Below are 18,461 nucleotides of genomic sequence, written 5' to 3'. Positions count from 1 at the left end.
AGACTTTTCTAATATGAACACTGTGATCTCACATACTCTTGCAGGCCATTCAATTGGTTAGTTATGGTTTCGATGCGCTCTCTGAGAACGAAATAATCCCGTTGAGCGGTGTCAGTAAGTCTGGGGCTGGAAGCATCATCCACGCCGGAGGCGGCGGTGGTTTTATGCATGTCCGGACAGACTGCTTTGACGTGCAGCCACTTACGACCAGCAGAAACATCAGCACGAAGACTTTCGATAGTCGCGTTAGCATCAGCAAGCTCCTTTGTATATCTGGCATCGAGTTCAGCTACATTACTTTGACGTTTCTGCATGTCAGCGATAATGGATGCGGCCTTATCGCGCTGCTTTTTGTAGGTGATGGCGTTATCACGGTAATGATTAACCGCCCATGACAGGCAGACGATGATGCAGATAACCAGAACGGAGATAATCGCGGTGACTCTGCTCATACCTCAATCTCTCTGACCGTTCCGCCCGCTTCTTTGAATTTTGCAATCAGGCTGTCAGTCTTATGCTCGAACTGACCATAACCAGCGCCAGGCAATGAGGCCCAGATATTGCTGCAACGGTCGATTGCCTGACGGATGTCACCGCGATCAATCATTAGTAAAGCGCCACGCTCCTTAATCTGCTGCAATGCAACAGCATCCTGGCTTTTAGGAGAGAAGTCTGTCAGCCCTAACTGCTTGCGGTAAGCATCCCACCAGCGTGAAAGAAGTTGATAACGGCCTGCGGCTGTTGATTTGAGTTTCGGGTTTAGCGTGACAAGTTTTCGAGGGTGATCGGAGTAATCAGTGAAGAGTTCGCCACCGACAATAACGTCATAACCGTGGTTACGTGTCGGTTGTCGCCCGTTATCCGTTCCTTCTGACCAGGCCACCATATCAAGGAAAGCTTTACGCTGAGGATTTAGTACCTGCATAAATTACTCCTTCGAGCTACCAAATTTGTTACCGATTACTCGCATTGCAGCCCCACGAATAGCATCGACACCGATCAGCCCAACGCCGCCACCAATGGCAACAGAAAGAGATTTAGGCCATCCGACATACTCAAGAGCGGATGCAAAAGTCAGCGTCAGAGCACCACAGAGCAAAATCTCGAGCGTTTTTCGCTTCCAGCCACCACCACCGCCAAAATAGGCAATGCGCAATCCAGCCATAACAATCGACATAATCACTGCGCCCAGTGGTGTGTCTCCACGCCACCAGCTCTGGAGCAAGTCCAGCCAGGTATTTGGGTTATGAGGCATTTGTAGTTATCTCTCACCTCGCTGATACAGCAGGTGCAAATTGAGGGAACATCATGTACCGCAAATCAGAAGCGGAAACGTCAAAGAAGCCGAACCAATGGATAACTGCGGAATAGGCCAGGCCCAACGAATCCCCAGCCACAGAAACGACAAAACCCGCTCGACGGCGGGTTTAAGCTGTGTGGCGAAGTAACCACTCTTAACAGATTACAAGAATTTTTGCGGACCGCGTTAATGATTTTTAATCCCAAAGTCGTATTATTCGTTTTTTACTGTAGGAGTTAACAGGTTTATATTATGTTAGATACACTATCTTTCACTGAACGTGACGAGTTCCAACGAAGAAACATCGCTGAAAATATCATCAAGTTGCTAAAACCAGAGGCAGACATTTCACCACTGGTAATAGACGGCGCATGGGGAACAGGGAAAACAGAATTTAGTATCAAACTGAAAAATCTCATTATTGAGCAAGAAACCGAATCTAAAGTTGTTTATATTGATGCCTTTAAAGGGGATCATGCAGAATCTCCATTACTTCTCATAACCTCTGCAATTGCTAGCATTTTGCCTGAGGAAGAAAAACAACACTTCATTAAGAGATCACTTCCTGCAATTCGATTTGGTTTAAAAACGGTACTAAAAGCTGGTGCAGGTTGGTTTTTACGACAGGAGGCTAGTGAAGTTGCCGAAGAATTCCAAGATGCGATGAAGAAAGCAAGCAATGCAGCAATAGATGGGACTATTGAAAATTTGCTTGAAGACCATATGGAATCAGAGAAAAACATAAATTCACTTAAATCTTGCATCGAAAGTATTTCAGAAAATCAAAAGATAGTAATTATAATTGATGAATTAGACCGATGTAAGCCGAGTTTTTCAACAAATGTCATTGAAACAATAAAACACATTTTTGACATCAATAATGTCTTTTTTATTTTAGTTACAAACACAGAACAATTAAAAGCATCGATAAATCATATTTATGGTTATAGTATTAACTCACAAAAGTATCTTGACAAGTTTATAAAATATACCATCACGCTTCCAGACACATGTTTAATAAATGGTCACGTCGTATGTAAAACATCTGCTATATATTGGAATTACCTTGTAGACAAGACAAAATCACTAAATGAAATTAATAGTTTATCTGGTAGATTTATCCGTGATTTAATTCAACGAACCAACTTATCCTTACGTGAAACACAAACTTTTTCACGCAATCTTAACATTTTTCAACTGTTAAACGACGAGGAGTACAAAAGCAGTGCTCCTTTAATAAATAGGATCTTTGTCGTAGCTGTCTTCATACATTGCTTTGGTGACAAGGAAAAAATAAAACAAGAAATTACCGCTGAATCTATATCTCATTTAGCAGACCTGCTTAACATAAAAGAAATACCTTATTCTTATGAGAGAAGATCGCAAATTCCTGAAATATCTATTGTATTCTTCGGAATAATTAAAGACAGCATTACTCTTAATGCGCGATTTGCCCCTAAAAGTGATGAAGAACTTAAAAGATTCACAAATGTTTATACTAATTATGATCACCTAAATTTTTGGAGTACTACACCCAGAGAGTTATTGATAAAATATATCAATCAAATGTCATTCATTCAGTAAATAATACGCCCCTGCATGGGGCGTATTTTATTAAACGTCCAAATCTAATGTTAGATCTAGCATGGAAAGGCAGCCATCAATAAATCCTTCGGCTAGCTGTATTTCTATACGTATCAATTTCTCATCCTTTCCACGCGCCTTTGCAATCTTACGCTTGGATATTCTGTATAAATAATGTGCCACAAGAAGCGAATGCTCATAAGGTCTTTTTTGCTTTAGACGAGCAAGACAACCTTCAATAATTAATGCATCACTATCCGAACAAGCCAAGCGTTTCTTGCTGGTATAGGGAAGAAGCCCTTTAAACCCAGCAGCTATAGGAGAATAGTCTACTCCTGAACTATCACTCGCCGCCCATGCTCCCCAACGATCCAGAACCATCTGAATATCACGCATCAACTTTCTCCACAAAATCAGGCCAGCACGCCAGTTGCCAGCGCACGATCGATAAAACGAAATATCAGCTCCAGTTGGGAGCCATACTTCTCTTCAAATGCCACGGTATCTGCATGCAGCTCGTCGTGATGCTTTCTGCACAAAGGCAACACAAAGAGGTCATGCGCTTTTGTCCCCATTCCTCCCTGACCGTGACCTATCAGGTGGTGAGGATCATCAGCAGACTTTCCACAACATGCACACGGCTGCGTCTTAACCCAGCGCGTGTACTTTTCGTTAACCCAGCGGCAACGTTTGGGGCGTAACATAAAAGACTCCGGCGACTCCGGATCCACTTTCAGCGCCAGCACCTTTTTCGCTTTATCCTGGATGATGCTGGTGGCAGGAACCGAAGGAACAAGGTCACTTTCCCGGGTGACAGACGGCACAACAGGCTTCGGTAATCTCAGTGCCTTACGGGCTGCACTTTCCGGTAAGGCATCCGCCAGGTCATTACGAACCAGCCACCAGCATAGTTCCGGCATTGTCACAACGTGACTATCATCAAAACCGAGATCCCGACGCACAACAGACAACATCCAGCGGGCACAGTTATCCGTTGCCATTGATTCCAGCCGTTCCGTGAACTGATCGTGCAGCTGGTTATCGCAGTGCCAGCACAGACGGATTGCGCCCGGCGCGTGTCGCATTGTGGTCATGTTCTCGCTGTGCCAGTCGGAATGAGGCCACTGGCAGCCTTTTTCACGAAGTAACCAGCTTTCAAGACATTCCACTCCACCAGCACGACGGATCACTGCCTCATTGCGGAACACGGCCCGAACGGCAGGATCATCCGCCAGCGGTTGTGATGCTGCCGGAACGGCACCACTGGCGAAAGATGAATAACGTTCCGGCTCAGGCTCCAGCAGGACACGCCCCTGCATAAACAGGGGCATCAGCTCTGAACCTGGTCTGAACAATACGATCCCCATACGCGGGGCAATTTCAGGGGTCAGTAGAGCTCTCACGGTCACCTCAATGAACGGTATCGAGCAGCTTTAACAGCTCAGGGAATCGGGATTCGAAGAAATGCGGCTGCGTCTCGCGCGGATTTGCGGGACTGGTGATGTTCTTGCCGAACATGCAGCCTTTCGCTGTCAGCGACCAGAATTTTTTGATGTTGTTAATCGCGGTACGGCTGTATCGTTCGCGTTGTTCAACGATCCCCAGCTTCACCATCTGGTGATATGCCTGATTAGCCGTCAGGCGGATACCATACTGCTTCAGCAGTGCACTCAGCGACAGCGTGGGGCGACTTGAGCCATCGTGTGCATCAGCAGGAGCATCAATGGCATAGCGCGGTGCCAGATTCGGTAATCCAACAGCCTCCTGGAGTTTCTGACAGGCCCCAAGCACAGATGAGTTAGACAGGTTTAACTCCCGACGCATAAAGTCCAGCAGAATCACTCCAGCCTGCATCTTGTCAGCAGCCTGTCCGGATAATTTTTCCGGTGCGCTGGTTACCATGTCGAAAGTACGGATCACCTTCAGATGGAATGACGGGCTGATCCACATTGCATAGGCATACACCAGTTCCTTACAGACATACGTTCCCCGTTCATTTCCCCCATGAATCACACTCACCGGGTCAACACCCAAATTCTGGGTGTTGGTCAATTCATGAACAAGCTCAACAGTTTGTTGGCTGGAAAGAAACTTTCCTGGCTCCTTGGTTCTTGCATTTGCACCAGATGCTACTGCTGCGCGATGCAGATCGTTCAGGCTGTAACGACCATAAGCATCACGACGAACTTCAATACCATCAATGACCATCAGATTATTCATACTTCGTTTCTCCTCTTAATCAGGCGGCTGCACCCGCCGTTTTCTCGTACTTACTTATAGTGATCTCGACCTTCCCTTCCGGGATAACCGGTCCCCACTCCACCAGCATTCTTTTCACCTGGCTGTCGTCTTCCCACACACCCGCGTGGGTCAGGGCGTCAAACAGCGCCTTGTTATAGTTATCCAGATCGCGGATCCGGTTATCCGGTGGAAACAACACGATCTCCACTGAAGCAGGTGCCGACGTTGGTTTCGGCAGACGACGTAACTGCTCAATGATGGCGGCACACGCCGCGCCCTGGAATTTGCGCCCCGCCGCGCTTATCAGGCTCTTACCTGCAAACGCCCCTTTGTTGGGGTGTCGCCAGTACGTGTTCACGCTGGGCGGAAAAGGCAGAATCAGCTTCATACTTTCAGGCCCCTCTCATGTAACCAGTAGGCTGCACGCAGCCTAGCGTTTTCCTCACCGGCAAGCAGTGCGCGGATAATCCCGACCGCCTCGCTGTCGTCGTCCTTCACCGCGGTATGAAGCGTGATCCCCCGGGCCACGCCACGCTTTATCGTGATGACGCCTTTTTTCTCCAGTGCGCGAAGATGCTCCACCGCTGCATTCACTGAACGGTATCCCAGCATGGTTGCCACCTCCTGATTGGTTGGCGGGAAGCCACGTTCTTTCTGATAAGAAATCAGCATATCCAGCACCTGCTGCTGGCATTGAGTTAACGTCGTCATTAAGCCCCCACGTAATTCCCTGACAGATACCACTCTTCACCCGATGCAGCGCGCTTGCTGCTTTTCCGTAAACACCGCTCACGACGCGCAAGAAAATTGTTTCGCTCTTGCTGGGAGTGGCTTTCACGGAATGCCGCCATCCACACCGTTGCAGCACGACGAAATAAGCCCCTGGACTCCAGTTCTTCAGCCTGGCGGGTCAGGCACAAAATCACCCGCGGGTCGTTAGTGCCGACATAGAAATTGCGCACAGGTCTGGATTCACGAACTGGTTGCGGTTCCGGCTCCTGCGGTATCTCAGTCAGGCGAGGGAAATGTCTGCGTGTATCCCCTTCACAACGGTGAGCCACACGCCCACTCTGACGTAACTTGCTTGCTGACTGCAGAACGCGCTGTCGTGAGTAACCTGCAAAAGCATCCGCAATGTCTCCGGAAGTACACCCCGGATGGGCTTCAATGAATTTCTGAACGTCATTCAAAAGACTCATGATCACCCCCTGAATCCTGCCGGGATCTGGCTGTAGTCCACGTTGTCGTAACTGGCTTTAAAGTACGGGTCTTCGCGTTTTTCTGTGTACGTGCTGACGGACGGTGATAAGCGCAGGGAAAGTTCATCCCATTTTTCCCGCAATTTCGATGGGCTGAGGACGTTACGGCACCAGAACGGGTCACGACTGACGCGGCTGTACATCTCGCAGATTTGTTTGTGAGTGCGACCATCCTGAACACACATCAGGCGAATTTCGTTTGCCCAGGCTGTCCAGTTTGGTTCTTTGGGACGAACCACCTCGCCGTCACATTCGGCGGCCTGCTCGTACAGGGCGATGATTTTTTTCCAGAGCCACTGTGCACAGGTCAAATCATCCTGCGTTCCCCACTGGCGCTTTTTAGGGCTGAATACAACCGCATCAGGATGGCGAGTTAAAAAATCCTGTTCAGCCTTCTGCGTGTCCGGTTGCGAAGCGTCCGGACGAGAAGTTTTTTTATCTGACGGATCATGTTTTGATTTTACTGACGGATCCCCGCCAGATTCTGACGGGTGAAAACCCGCTTTTTTGCCAGATTTCGACGCATCAAATTTTGACGGGTCAGATTTTGATGCGTCAGATTTTGACGGGTCAGAATCTGACAGTTGAGAAAGTGCCGCAGCCTGAAGCTTTGCAACGTTAAGCTGATAGACGTTCGACGCATTGCGGTTACCCTGGCGACGCGCCTTACGCGTTAACCAGCCTTCTGCTTCCAGCCGTGCGATAGCCGTTCTTACAGTACTCACCCCTGCGCCAATCTGGCGGGCAATGGTTTCAATTGATGGCCAGCACACACCTTCGTCATTACTGAAATCAGCCAGGCGGGCCATAATTGCCACACTGGATAATTTCATGCCTGACGCTGCGCAACCATCCCATACATAGCCGGTTAATTTAGTGCTCATGACCGACCTCTATTTCCCTGAATTTACGACGAAACTGTTCGAGCGGACTGAAGCATTCATGCTCATAGCCTTCGCGGAGGTAGATAACCCGTTGTGTTTCCGGCTCCCAACGAATGACTCTGACGGGTACTCCGTAGTGATCTTTGAACCAGCGGTTAACTTGTCGCAAAGGACTGTCTCCTTCTGCCGGTTGAAATCACCCACAGCCCACTCTGCAAAGCTGTGGGTTACAATTTCCCTGTCACCTGGTACATTCACTGCATAGCAATACTCCACCTTCGCTTTTCCACCCGGTACAGGAAGCGCAATCAGTTGCGAGCGACGGTAGGGTGTTGTTAAACTGTTCATGCGTTAGTTTCTCCACAATTAGAAGCAATCGACGCCACGACGCCCGGAGCTGCACACTCGCGGGCGTCATTACTTTCTGAAATGCAAAAGATTTTGTAGACCAGTGCTGCATGCTCCTGCAGCTTCGAAATTGACAGGTACAGTTCGTCGTTAATTGCTGCCTGCTCGTGTGGTTCCACCACCCCATCTTCAATTGCTGAACGAATCTGTTTTGAATAACTGCCGATCTGTTCAATGACCTCCAGCAGGCGTTGATTGATATCGGCGTTCTCTACTTCCTCAATTTCAGGAAGCGATACAAACACCCCACCAGCAGACTGTGCGACTGCATCCGCAATGTGGTGAGTGCCAGCAGCACGCTGTAAAACCATTGCCCATCCCAGCGGGAAAATCTGATCGCCATCGGCACGAAGGCGGTTGAATAAAGCGTTCTCTGTTACATCCAGCCAGTCAGCAGCTTCAGCGTACCCCCCCGGCAACGCCGCGATAGTTTTTCTGACAGCTTTCACGTACCACTCAGGCTGTTTTTCTACTTTCCAGTGATGCTTACCCACGGCTTACCTCCTGTTCCTGTGGTTTAAACTCATTCCGGTTTTGACTAGATTGAAAACGAGCAGGGTAGAGAATCTGCATTTCGCTGATTTCGCCCTTAAAAAAATTGGCCAGACGTTCTGCAAGATCGATAGATGGAATTTGTTCCAGTCTCTCAATACGACTCAGCGTCGCTGGATTGACCTGAACGCCCGCAGCAACATGCTGCAAAGTGAATCCATGCGCCTTACGCACATTTCGTAATGGTGATTGCATATAACCTCCACATATTGCGTGATAAGCATATTATTTCACGCAAAAAATTTGCGCAAGTTGATTTGCTTAACGCGCAATAAAGAAATGTAATAAACGCATGAACATAGGAAACCGAGTCAGACAACTTCGCCAGGCGAAGAACATGAAAATCGCCGATCTTGCTGAAGCAATAGGAGTGGATGCGGCGAACATCTCACGTTTGGAAACAGGCAAGCAGAAACAATTTACCGAACAAGCACTGAGCAATATTGCCAAGAGCTTAGGTGTTGATATTGCTGATCTCTTTACCATAGACATCAAAAGTAATACTGTATATAAAAACAGTATTAATGAGGATGTTACGCAGGTGAAGGATGTGTTCCGTATTGAAATGCTGGATGTCAGTGCCAGTGCGGGAAATGGCCTTATCCAGGGCGGTGATGTCATTGATGTGATTCATGCCATCGAATACAGAACTGATAATGCTGTATCGATGTTTGGCGGACGACCAGCCAATCACATTAAAGTTATCAACGTTCGTGGAGACAGTATGTGTCCAACCATAGAGCCAGGAGATCTAATCTTCGTTGATGTCAGTATCAATCAGTTTGATGGAGATGGTATCTATGTATTTGGTTTTGATGATAAAATTTACGTCAAACGACTGCAAATGATACCTGACAAATTGCTGGTGATTTCTGATAACCAGATTTACCGCGAATGGGGAATTACCAGCGAAAATGAACACCGATTCATGGTCTTTGGAAAGGTCTTAATCAGCCAGTCACAAACCCTTAAGCGACACAATTAACCCCACATCCCCATCATTTAGCCACTAGAAGGTGGCTTTTCATTGCCCACAACATTGCACATTACGCAATAAAATACTTGCACAGCACGCAATTTAATTTTATCTTTCTTTCCAGACCAACAAACAAGGTCCTAACAAAATTTGGTTGTAACACGGCGTATGGCACATGCGTCATTAGCGGTCTGGAGACGTTAAAGGGGACAATCCACTCCTTGCTCGGGCAAACAAACCAGGTAGCCGGAATGTGCAAGTCAATGATGATGCTGACAAGACGCCTAACCAGCGTGGCGATTCGGTTTGACGCCTGGGAAGAGACCAGGGTGCAACGATAAGAGCATTTATGGAGCCGCAACAAAGTGTGGTGCCGTAACGGGCTAAGTGCTCTCAGCGTTGTGGTAATCCGCGAAATGGCGCGGCGGTAAGTATGGCGGGGTTACTCTTTCCCCGTTGAGGACACCGGGTTGTCAGGCTGACCATACGCCTGAGTGACAACCCCGCCACAACAGCCACTGCCTTGGCGGTATCAGTTTGTACCATTGCTTCCGGCTGGTACCGCTCTTTTTACAAAACAGAGAAGAGCATCACCGGACGACGGGCTCATAACCCAATCCATCCGGGCGGCTACTACCGCAGGTGTTCTTCTCTGTTTTGTGGAGAAACTAACCGCCCCTGCGGGGGCATCTATTGAAACGTAATTGACTCAATAATCGCCGGATGGCGAGGGCTTCCTTTTCCCAAAATTCAGCGCGGTGCAGCGCATATAAAGTGGAGAACGAAATGTCATTTATTAAAACTTTTTCCGGGAAGCATTTTTATTATGACAAGATAAATAAAGACGACATCGTTATTAACGATATCGCGGTTTCCCTTTCAAATATCTGTCGCTTTGCTGGTCATCTTTCACACTTCTACAGCGTTGCCCAACATGCGGTGCTTTGCAGCCAGCTGGTACCGGAGGAGTTTGCTTTTGAAGCGTTAATGCATGATGCAACAGAAGCGTATTGCCAGGACGTCCCCGCACCACTGAAACGCCTTCTTCCTGACTATAAACGGATGGAAGAAAAAATAGACACCGTAATCCGTGAGAAATACGGGTTACCCCCGGTTATGAGTACGCCCGTGAAATATGCCGATCTCATCATGCTGGCAACCGAACGCCGCGATCTCGGGCTTGATGATGGCTCTTTCTGGCCTGTACTGGAAGGCATCTCGGCAACAGAGATGTTCAAAGTGATTTCACTGGCACCGGGCCATGCCTACGGGATGTTTATGGAACGCTTCAACGAGTTATCGGAGTTACGCAAATGCGCATAACTCATGTAGTTAGTTTTTCTGGCGGGAGAACATCAGCATATCTTGTTCACCTGATGGAAGAACAAAGAAAGGCTGGTAACAGCGTCTGCTACATCTTTATGGATACCGGTTGCGAACATCCGCTGACATATCGCTTTATTCGGGAGGTTGTGAAGTTCTGGGACAGACCACTAACTGTGTTGCAGGTAAATATCAATCCAGAGCTTGGGCAGCCAAATGGTTATACGGTATGGGAACCAAAGGATATTCAGACGCGAATGCCGGTGCTCAAGCCGTTTATGGACATGGTTAAAAAATATGGCACGCCATACATCGGCGGCGAGTTCTGCACTGACAGATTAAAACTCGTCCCCTTCACCAAATACTGCGATGACCATTTCGGGAGAGGGAATTACATCACATGGCTGGGTATTCGCGCAGATGAACCCCGCAGACTGAAACCGAAATCGGGTGTCCGGTATCTTGCCGAGCTGTCAGATTTTGATAAGTCGGATGTTATCCGGTGGTGGCGTAAACAACCTTTTGATTTGCAAATCCCGGAGCACCTCGGGAACTGTGTTTTCTGCATCAAAAAGTCAACGCAAAAGCTGGGGCTTGCATGTAAAGACGAACCGGGTCTGATGCGAGTTTTTAAGGAACTGGTTACGGGTAAACACGTCAGAGATGGTCATCGCAGGACAGGTAAAGACGTTATGTACCGTTGTCACCTGACGCTTGACGGGATTGCCAGAATGTATACCGACAGTGACTACAAAAATTTGTATCAGGCGATGGTGCAGGCCAGGCGATTTGATACCGGGTCGTGTTCAGAGTCATGTGAAATCTTTGGTGATCAATTGGAATTGAAATTCGAAGAGGTAGGGGTATGACAACAAAAATTAACGACCATGCACTGCGTGAGCGCGCGCGGAATAAAGTGCAGAGCATTGAATTCGCCTTAACACATAGTGCATTCGCTGAGATTCGCGCTGAGCTTGAAGATGATTTAGAACTGGCACGGATTCTGGAAGTAGAGCCAGATGAACGCGCAGCCTATGAATTATTCATGGAAAAGCGTTTCAGCGACTCAGTAGATCGTCGGAAATCGGAAAATGGCGATAACGAGTACATGGCATGGGATATGACTCTCGGCTTGGTTGTCTGGCAGCAACGCGCTGGAATGAGTCTTTCAACTGTACAACCGCTGGAGAGTCAGCAATGAACAACTTAATGACAACCAAACAAGTCGCCGACTTCTGTGGCGTTTCAGTATCGACAGTTCTTCGCTGGAACAGCGTAAACAGGAGAACTGGCCAGAAATACAGGCCTGACTTTCCAGATCCTGATATTAAATCCTGCCCAAATAAATGGGCATCACGCAAGATATACAGGTTTGCGGGAGTTATTGAGTAATACGTAGTAGTTCAGATGTGAGCTAACACATCTATGGCACAGAGCTAAACCTAATCAGACTGTCTACTCTGTGCCTAAAGTGGATGTTGCAAATACCACCAGCGAAGAACCAAAATTAATGGTGCAGGATGATGCAGATAATTCTGATGAAAACACCCAGAATTTGTTACAATAAGTACATAGCATTAAAGTTTGTTATGAATGTCTAAATGTAGCTTAATTCAGAGGTGATAATGGGTGCCAATGGTTTACTAGCAGTCTTCGCCATACTTATTGCTTGGTATACTCTCTTAACGGATGAGAGACGTGTTGATTTAAGGTTACGCATATCTAAAATTAATATTATATTCATTATCTTTTTTATATCAACAATCTTAACAATTATATATTCTAAGGTATTGCTAAGTATTTTTCCGATAAAACCGATCCCTTGGATACTCGGTTTTAACGAAGATACATTGGCTTTTACTTGTCTTTGTATCATAATTACATTTTTTGGAATTAAAGTACTGGGCAAAAGACTACCAAAAGCAAACCTTACCTGTTGGATCAGCGTTTCAGAAATGTATCTGCGCGCAAAAAAAATAGAACAACTGGGATATCTTTTTGATAAATATCACGAACAGCTATTTAATATAATTAGTAATAAAAAATGGTATGTTCGCGTACATAATTACTTAGTCCCTTCATTATCTTCCATTATAATGGATAAAGAGAAGGCAAAAAAAATACGATTCAAAAAAGCTAGAAAATTTCTGTCAAAGTTTTTCCCTTATGAAGACAAAAGACAAAATGCTATTCAATTAAATATATCCAATCTTCTGAAATCAAAGGTTTTTTCACATTATTTAATTGATACTTACCCTCACGTAGCTATGAAGGCCACCTGCTTACAGCTTAGATATAATTATGAGTATAATACAAATTTCTTTACGTATTTAATATCTAACCCAAACAGCATTATGTATAGGGAGTTACGAGACAACCAAAATCGTTCATATACAGGGGAGTATGCACTCGACGAAAGTAATGCCTTGCTTAATTTTTATTTAAATGATATTCGTATGGCGATAAATTTAGAAATATGGAAACCTGTGGGTGATTATGTCATTAGCTACATAAAAAAACAAAAAGGGAGTTCTTGCTTTTACAATCATCCAGATAATTACTATTCAAGTAGTGATGAGCGTTGGGAATGCCCAATCTTCGTTGGATTGACGTTTTTCGATGTTATGGTATCTACAGCAATATTCAAACGCTCAAAAAACAATATGTGGCTCATGTATTATCGTTTTTTCCTAAAGGAAATTCTTGAGAGCTATGAAAAATCTAGCAGCATAGATATAAATAGAGAGTTCCCCATGCGATTTGATTATTTAATATATGAGCTAATCAGCCGTTGTAATATATGGGTAGGTGCAACAGAACACCTCAATTATGATAACTGGACAACAGAAGAGAAAGAGCAATCCCCAGAGTTCTTTGCCTCTACAACCTTGGGGGAAATGATGTATCTGATTATTACTTCAGAAAAAATGCATAACAATCAAAAGACATATCTTTTAGAAATCATTATTCAAAGAATGAACTCTCTTGATCAAAACAAGAAACCTGCTTACTCCAAGGAAATCTTCAACAATCTTATCCGAGCATTCTCCCCTACTTCCATTGATATAAATGCAGTAAATAAATTACGGCAACTTTATAAAGGTGTTGATCATGTTCTAAAAAACAAAAATTCAACTTTTGAAGTTGAACTATCAAAATATCTTGACCAATAATGATGTATTTATCCATCACCTGCTTATATTGCAGGTGGTATCCTGATCCCAGTTGATCTATCAGTCAAAAAATCAGTCATATAGCGTTCAAATGTAAGAATAATGGCAGCACCCGCTTTACGCTCAAAGCAGGCTGCCAAATTTGATTACGTACTGGCTACGCATACTGTGTCAATTGGAGCATGAGTTAGTACAAGTAACAATCGATTCAACTCTCTCCCACCATGCCTGGTAGGCTTTACGCTGTTCTTCTAAATAATCGCACTTGTCATAAACCTGCCATACCCCTGGCAGTTTATGACCTAGCATTATTTCTGCAATATGAGGCGCAGTAAGATCAGAAAAGTTTGTTCGTGCTGTTCGCCTCAAATCATGAAGAGACCAATGAGGGAATTGATACCCCAAACGCCGCCATGCGTACTGCATTAAATTGTAAGGCAGCGACTGCAATGATGTCCGACCAACGGGTTCCCTGCTTCCTTCCTTAGTAAAAAGCATATCGGAACCATTGTTCATAGAAATAGCGTACTTTATAAGCTCTTCAACCGGTTCAATAATGGGCCGCTTTAGCGGTTCGCCTGTTATCTCCCCAGTCTTATGTCGTTCTGGTGGTACAGTCCATACTTTATTAATGAAATCAAAATCGTCCACCCTGGCGGTAATTAGCTCTGAACTACGGCAGCCAAAATGCAGCAATAGTTTAATGAATGCCCGGTATTTAGGAACCATTCGAGAACCATCGATCGCAGCATAAAGGATTTTAATTTCATCATGTGTCAGAAACCGTTTCTTCTGACCTTTACGGATATCCATATCTTTACCCGTGATATCCGACAGCGGGCGAGTTTCAATGAGCTTTCTCTTATACGCCCAGACATGGGCCTGCTTTGCGTTAATTAGCAATCGGTCTGCTATTGCTGGAGTCTTAGTGCTAAGAGGCTCCAGGACTTCTAACCAATCATGCAATGTAGCTGCATCGTGAGGGATATTCCCGATTTTAGAGAACAGGTGCAGCTCAAACGAGCGGAGTATCTGTTCAGAACCTTTTTTATTTTTTACACAATATGCTTCATACCAGGCACGGATCACAGACTCTACCGTCATGGCTTCAGTAGCTTTTCGTTTTTCAGCCTGCTTGACTAATCGTGGATTGCGGTTTGACTCGAGTTCACCACGGAGACGGATAACTTCTTCTCTGGCCTCTTTTAATCCAGTTGCCGGGTAAGTTCCGATATCAAGGCGCTCACCTTTCCCTGCCCATTGATAACGATATTGGAACACTACGCGACCTTTCGGTGATACTCTGACAGACAGACCATCACGATCGGATTTAACCAAAACCTTATCACGTTCCTTTCCAACGACTGAACGCAACCACGCATCAGACAGCGCCATTACTCACCTTGTACAAATAAAAAAACACCTCTGCTGTTTTGTACATTATGTACAAGAACATGTACAGATTTTTGATGAAAGCAACCTGATCGATTTAAAGTTACATGAAAGAATTTTCAATTAAAGAAACCACATAACATCATGTTATTAAATGAGTTATATGATTAGCACTCAATTAACTGAAAGGACTTTGAAAGAGTAAAAGAGCTTTAATTTGGGCTTAATTATTGGGGTGAGAAATAATGGCAAAAGTGCGGCGCTTCGCCACCTCTTGCAAATAAGGAGACAACGTCATAATTCTTTCTTCTTGAGTAAGCGGCATCGCGCCGCGCTTGTTGAAAACGAAAAATTGCGGCTATTTTACCCATCAACGGGGGGGAGGCAATCAGTGTTTACACAGGAGCAGCTCCAGTTCGTGCAACGATGAAACGGTCCAGGTGGGCGCGATGCCTTCTGGTTGCTCGCGATTGTGCGCATTCAGCCAGCAGGTCGCAAGCCCGGCGTTGATGCCACCGAGAATATCGGACTCGGCAGTGTCGCCAACCATCAGCACGCGTGAACGGTCAGGATTGCCCGCCTGTTCAAGCGCATAATCGAAAATTTTCTTATTCGGTTTGGCAACGCCAACTTCTTCGGAAATCACCAGCAAATCGAAGTAATCACGCAGACCCGTGCGTTCCAGACGCACCTGTTGCAAAGCGCTAAAGCCGTTGGTGATGATGCCGATTTTGGCGTTGCCACGAATGGCGTTAAGCAGGGAAACTGCGCCCGGCAGCGGCGTACAGATTTCCGCCATCGCATTAATAAAGGCATCGTTGAGTTTACCCGGCTCGACGTTCAGCCGTTCGGCCCAGCTCTCAAAACGCCCGTGCTGAAGCTGTAATGAAGTGATCGCGCCGTTTTGATAATCCACCCACAGTGGCTTGTTAACGGCCTGATAGTCCTGAAAATCTTCAGCGGTAAAGGTGACGCTGTAATCAAGAAACATCCGCTGCAGGCCGGTGAATGAGTCAAAGGTAAACAGCGTTTCATCGGCATCAAAGAAAATCCAGTCCCACTTCATTATTCCACCTTGTATTACATACTGATTGGCAACGCCATGATGATGGCGTCTTCGCGACCGTCCGTGGTGGGGTAGTAATTGCGGCGAATCGTCGCCTCGTTAAAGCCTAAACTTTCGTACAGGGCAATGGCGGCAGCGTTTGAGGCACGGACTTCCAGCCAGAGCGTCGCCACGCCCCGTTTTTCCAGTTCGTCGATCAGATGTTCCAGCAGCGCCCTTCCCAGTCCCTGACGCTGATAGTCGGGATCGACCGCAATATTGAACAATGTAGCTTCATCCAGCACCACTTGCGTAATCGCAAACGCCGCCATTTTGCCGTTTTGCGTTAACTGAAAGTTGAGATAACGCTCGCCCTGATTGCTGGCAAACGTTTTTTCACTCCACGGAAAGGCGTGGGCGCGTTGTTCAATGTGGAAAGCCGCTGGTAAATCAGTCGTTTCGAGGGAAGAAATCGTGTTCATATGTGCAAATTTGTTGCCATAACGCGGCGCGTGCCGTTGGGTTTGCCCGTAATTCGGTGAGCGCCGGTGATGCCACCTGAGCGCCTTCCAGTGATAGCGGTTCGTCAGTACCCAACCGCCAGCTGTTGCAGCGACTGCCTTGCGGCAGCATCGCGATCCTATCTGGCGTCAGTTGCAGCACTTGATCGGGGCTGACGGTTAATGCACGCAGAACATCGCTCACCAGTGGATCGGTCAGGGCGGGAAGATCGTTTGCCACCATCACCAGACGGACGTGTGCCGGGATCGCAATGGCAATCTCCCCCTGCAACGCGCCAGGGCGACGCAGCGACCACTGGGTAATGCCCAGTTGCTGTAACTGCCAGTCTCGTCGGGATGTCATAGCGAATCGCTCCTGTTGTCAGGGGCGCAAATATAGCAAATTCGTCGATACCGCGCCAACATATGGCTATAATCGCCGCCAGTATCAATTGAGGAGCATTCCATGTCTGCATTTACCCCGGCAAGTGAAGTCTTGCTGCGTCACAGTGATGATTTCGAACAAAGCCGTATTCTGTTTGCCGGAGACTTACAGGATGACCTGCCCGCGCGTTTAGATACCGCGGCCAGCCGTGCTCATACCCAGCAATTCCACCACTGGCAGGTGTTAAGCCGCCAGATGGGAGATAACGCCCGTTTTAGTCTGGTCGCCACGGCGGATGACGTCGCAGATTGCGATACGCTGATTTACTACTGGCCGAAGAATAAACCAGAAGCCCAGTTCCAGTTGATGAATTTACTTTCTCTGCTGCCGGTGGGGACGGATATTTTTGTCGTTGGTGAAAACCGCAGCGGCGTACGCAGCGCCGAGCAGATGCTGGCCGATTATGCGCCGTTGAATAAAGTCGACAGCGCCCGTCGCTGTGGCCTCTATTTTGGTCGTCTGGAAAAACAGCCGGTATTTGATGCCGATAAATTCTGGGGCGAATACAGCGTCGATGGCCTGACGGTCAAAACGCTGCCGGGCGTGTTTAGCCGCGACGGTCTGGATGTCGGTAGCCAGTTGCTGCTCTCGACGTTAACCCCGCACACGAAAGGTAAAGTGCTGGATGTCGGCTGTGGCGCGGGTGTGCTTTCAGTTGCCTTTGCGCGCCATTCGCCGAAAATTCGTCTCACCTTGTGCGATGTCTCTGCGCCGGCGGTAGAAGCCAGCAGTGCAACACTTGCGGCCAACGGTGTTGAAGGTGAAGTCTTTGCCAGCAACGTCTTTTCCGAGGTGAAAGGTCGTTTTGATATGATCATCTCCAACCCGCCGTTCCACGATGGGATGCAAACCAGCCTGGATGCGGCGCAAACGCTCATTCGCGGCGCGGTGCGTCATCTTAACAGCGGCGGTGAATTGCGGATTGTAGCGAACGCCTTCCTGCCTTACCCGGATGTGCTGGATGAGACATTTGGCTTCCATGAAGTTATCGCGCAAACCGGGCGCTTCAAGGTGTATCGTGCCATTATGACCCGCCAGGCGAAGAAAGGTTAAGTATCTGGCACCTGTCGCCGCAAGCCTTGTGGGATGCGGCGTGAACGCCTTATTCAACCTACAAAACCTGTACGTTACCCGTAGGCCAGATAAGACGCGCCAGCGTCGCATCTGGCATCTGCACCCGCAAGCCGTGTCGGATGCGGCGTGAACGCCTTATCTGACCGACAAACGAATTATCCACAATCCGCTGATGGCCATTTTTCCAGCAATTACACATCTGGCGATAATTAACTATTGACGAAAAGCTGAAAACCACTAGAATGCGCCTCCGTGGTAGCAATTCTTTTTTAAGAATTGATGGTATGCGAAGGTGGCGGAATTGG

Annotated in this window: 24 protein-coding genes; 7 read left to right on the top strand and 17 right to left on the bottom strand. The window is 47.0% G+C overall.

The annotated features are described in order from the left end of the window. Nucleotides 1-8 precede the first annotated feature (8 nt). From D9741_RS21545 to D9741_RS21535, 3 genes are read right to left on the bottom strand one after another with little or no spacing between them, the layout of a single operon-like run. A complete protein-coding gene (locus tag D9741_RS21545; protein WP_010354678.1) occupies nucleotides 9-452 on the bottom strand; it encodes a lysis protein in 444 nt (147 codons plus the stop codon). Then, nucleotides 449-925, bottom strand: coding sequence for a glycoside hydrolase family protein (locus D9741_RS21540; protein ID WP_021543581.1), 477 nt, complete (start codon nucleotides 923-925; stop codon nucleotides 449-451). Before D9741_RS21540 ends, D9741_RS21545 begins: the two co-directional genes overlap by 4 nt. A 3-nt stretch (nucleotides 926-928) precedes the next feature. After that, nucleotides 929-1,255 (bottom strand): phage holin, lambda family, encoded by a 327-nt coding sequence (locus tag D9741_RS21535; RefSeq protein ID WP_130214407.1) that lies wholly within the window; start codon nucleotides 1,253-1,255, stop codon nucleotides 929-931. 297 nt (nucleotides 1,256-1,552) lie between these two features. On the opposite strand from D9741_RS21535, the gene D9741_RS21525 reads away from it, so the two are divergent. Continuing rightward, the gene (locus D9741_RS21525; protein WP_130214405.1) at nucleotides 1,553-2,884 is read left to right on the top strand and encodes a P-loop NTPase fold protein; all 1,332 of its coding nucleotides are present in this window, start codon (nucleotides 1,553-1,555) and stop codon (nucleotides 2,882-2,884) included. Nucleotides 2,885-2,914: 30 nt separating this feature from the next. Here D9741_RS21525 and D9741_RS21520 read toward each other — a convergent pair whose 3' ends face one another. The 10 genes from D9741_RS21520 to D9741_RS21475 all read right to left on the bottom strand — a co-directional run bounded on the left by D9741_RS21520 (nucleotide 2,915) and on the right by D9741_RS21475 (nucleotide 8,423). Next, nucleotides 2,915-3,283: an antiterminator Q family protein gene (locus D9741_RS21520; protein WP_130214403.1), complete on the bottom strand. Its 369-nt coding sequence runs from the start codon at nucleotides 3,281-3,283 to the stop codon at nucleotides 2,915-2,917. A gap of 14 nt (nucleotides 3,284-3,297) precedes the next feature. After that, nucleotides 3,298-4,287, bottom strand: coding sequence for a DUF968 domain-containing protein (locus tag D9741_RS21515; protein ID WP_130214401.1), 990 nt, complete (start codon nucleotides 4,285-4,287; stop codon nucleotides 3,298-3,300). Between the two features lie 7 nt (nucleotides 4,288-4,294). Beyond that, entirely contained in the window at nucleotides 4,295-5,104 is an 810-nt protein-coding gene (locus tag D9741_RS21510) for a KilA-N domain-containing protein (protein WP_001061438.1), read from the bottom strand. Between the two features lie 19 nt (nucleotides 5,105-5,123). After that, a complete protein-coding gene (locus D9741_RS21505; RefSeq protein ID WP_033866646.1) occupies nucleotides 5,124-5,513 on the bottom strand; it encodes a RusA family crossover junction endodeoxyribonuclease in 390 nt (129 codons plus the stop codon). Continuing rightward, nucleotides 5,510-5,836 carry a LexA family transcriptional regulator gene (locus D9741_RS21500; RefSeq protein WP_033559227.1) on the bottom strand — a complete coding sequence of 109 codons (327 nt, stop codon included), beginning with the start codon at nucleotides 5,834-5,836 and terminating at the stop codon, nucleotides 5,510-5,512. Before D9741_RS21500 ends, D9741_RS21505 begins: the two co-directional genes overlap by 4 nt. Continuing rightward, entirely contained in the window at nucleotides 5,836-6,330 is a 495-nt protein-coding gene (locus tag D9741_RS21495) for a PerC family transcriptional regulator (protein WP_075051307.1), read from the bottom strand. Before D9741_RS21495 ends, D9741_RS21500 begins: the two co-directional genes overlap by 1 nt. Then, nucleotides 6,327-7,268 (bottom strand): helix-turn-helix domain-containing protein, encoded by a 942-nt coding sequence (locus D9741_RS21490; RefSeq protein WP_033805319.1) that lies wholly within the window; start codon nucleotides 7,266-7,268, stop codon nucleotides 6,327-6,329. Before D9741_RS21490 ends, D9741_RS21495 begins: the two co-directional genes overlap by 4 nt. Further along, complete coding sequence (locus D9741_RS21485; RefSeq protein ID WP_001250269.1) at nucleotides 7,258-7,437, bottom strand: DUF4222 domain-containing protein; 180 nt, start codon at nucleotides 7,435-7,437, stop codon at nucleotides 7,258-7,260. Before D9741_RS21485 ends, D9741_RS21490 begins: the two co-directional genes overlap by 11 nt. 175 nt (nucleotides 7,438-7,612) lie before the next feature. Next, nucleotides 7,613-8,170 (bottom strand): protein YmfL, encoded by a 558-nt coding sequence (gene ymfL / locus D9741_RS21480; RefSeq protein ID WP_060579163.1) that lies wholly within the window; start codon nucleotides 8,168-8,170, stop codon nucleotides 7,613-7,615. Continuing rightward, nucleotides 8,163-8,423 (bottom strand): helix-turn-helix transcriptional regulator, encoded by a 261-nt coding sequence (locus tag D9741_RS21475; RefSeq protein WP_130214399.1) that lies wholly within the window; start codon nucleotides 8,421-8,423, stop codon nucleotides 8,163-8,165. Before D9741_RS21475 ends, ymfL begins: the two co-directional genes overlap by 8 nt. 97 nt (nucleotides 8,424-8,520) lie before the next feature. On the opposite strand from D9741_RS21475, the gene D9741_RS21465 reads away from it, so the two are divergent. The 5 genes from D9741_RS21465 to D9741_RS21435 all read left to right on the top strand — a co-directional run bounded on the left by D9741_RS21465 (nucleotide 8,521) and on the right by D9741_RS21435 (nucleotide 13,700). Next, nucleotides 8,521-9,213 carry a S24 family peptidase gene (locus tag D9741_RS21465; protein ID WP_130214395.1) on the top strand — a complete coding sequence of 231 codons (693 nt, stop codon included), beginning with the start codon at nucleotides 8,521-8,523 and terminating at the stop codon, nucleotides 9,211-9,213. Between the two features lie 777 nt (nucleotides 9,214-9,990). Further along, a complete protein-coding gene (gene yfdR / locus D9741_RS21455) occupies nucleotides 9,991-10,527 on the top strand; it encodes a 5'-deoxynucleotidase (RefSeq protein WP_130214391.1) in 537 nt (178 codons plus the stop codon). Next, complete coding sequence (locus D9741_RS21450; RefSeq protein WP_130214388.1) at nucleotides 10,518-11,396, top strand: phosphoadenosine phosphosulfate reductase family protein; 879 nt, start codon at nucleotides 10,518-10,520, stop codon at nucleotides 11,394-11,396. The genes yfdR and D9741_RS21450 overlap by 10 nt, the downstream gene beginning before the upstream one ends. Next, nucleotides 11,393-11,728, top strand: coding sequence for a DNA-binding protein (locus tag D9741_RS21445; RefSeq protein ID WP_130214386.1), 336 nt, complete (start codon nucleotides 11,393-11,395; stop codon nucleotides 11,726-11,728). The genes D9741_RS21450 and D9741_RS21445 overlap by 4 nt, the downstream gene beginning before the upstream one ends. Before the next feature lie 424 nt (nucleotides 11,729-12,152). Then, a complete protein-coding gene (locus D9741_RS21435; protein ID WP_130214384.1) occupies nucleotides 12,153-13,700 on the top strand; it encodes a hypothetical protein in 1,548 nt (515 codons plus the stop codon). 171 nt (nucleotides 13,701-13,871) lie between these two features. Here the strand turns inward: D9741_RS21435 and D9741_RS21430 are convergent, their stop codons facing one another. The 4 genes from D9741_RS21430 to holD form a co-directional block, all read right to left on the bottom strand. Next, a complete protein-coding gene (locus D9741_RS21430; protein WP_130214382.1) occupies nucleotides 13,872-15,095 on the bottom strand; it encodes a site-specific integrase in 1,224 nt (407 codons plus the stop codon). A 385-nt stretch (nucleotides 15,096-15,480) separates the two neighbouring features. After that, complete coding sequence (gene yjjG, locus D9741_RS21420) at nucleotides 15,481-16,158, bottom strand: pyrimidine 5'-nucleotidase (RefSeq protein ID WP_130214380.1); 678 nt, start codon at nucleotides 16,156-16,158, stop codon at nucleotides 15,481-15,483. Between the two features lie 14 nt (nucleotides 16,159-16,172). Then, on the bottom strand, nucleotides 16,173-16,619 hold the full coding sequence (gene rimI, locus D9741_RS21415) for a ribosomal protein S18-alanine N-acetyltransferase (RefSeq protein WP_001092450.1): 447 nt from the start codon (nucleotides 16,617-16,619) through the stop codon (nucleotides 16,173-16,175). Beyond that, nucleotides 16,588-17,001, bottom strand: coding sequence for a DNA polymerase III subunit psi (gene holD, locus D9741_RS21410; protein WP_130204768.1), 414 nt, complete (start codon nucleotides 16,999-17,001; stop codon nucleotides 16,588-16,590). Before holD ends, rimI begins: the two co-directional genes overlap by 32 nt. A gap of 102 nt (nucleotides 17,002-17,103) precedes the next feature. Between holD and rsmC the strand changes: the two genes are divergently transcribed. Continuing rightward, entirely contained in the window at nucleotides 17,104-18,135 is a 1,032-nt protein-coding gene (gene rsmC, locus D9741_RS21405) for a 16S rRNA (guanine(1207)-N(2))-methyltransferase RsmC (protein ID WP_130214378.1), read from the top strand. The last annotated feature ends 326 nt before the right edge of the window (nucleotides 18,136-18,461 follow it).

The organism is Escherichia sp. E14V7 (assembly GCF_004212225.1).
In the GTDB taxonomy this organism is placed as follows: domain Bacteria; phylum Pseudomonadota; class Gammaproteobacteria; order Enterobacterales; family Enterobacteriaceae; genus Escherichia.
This window is presented reverse-complemented; position numbering and strand designations above follow the sequence as displayed.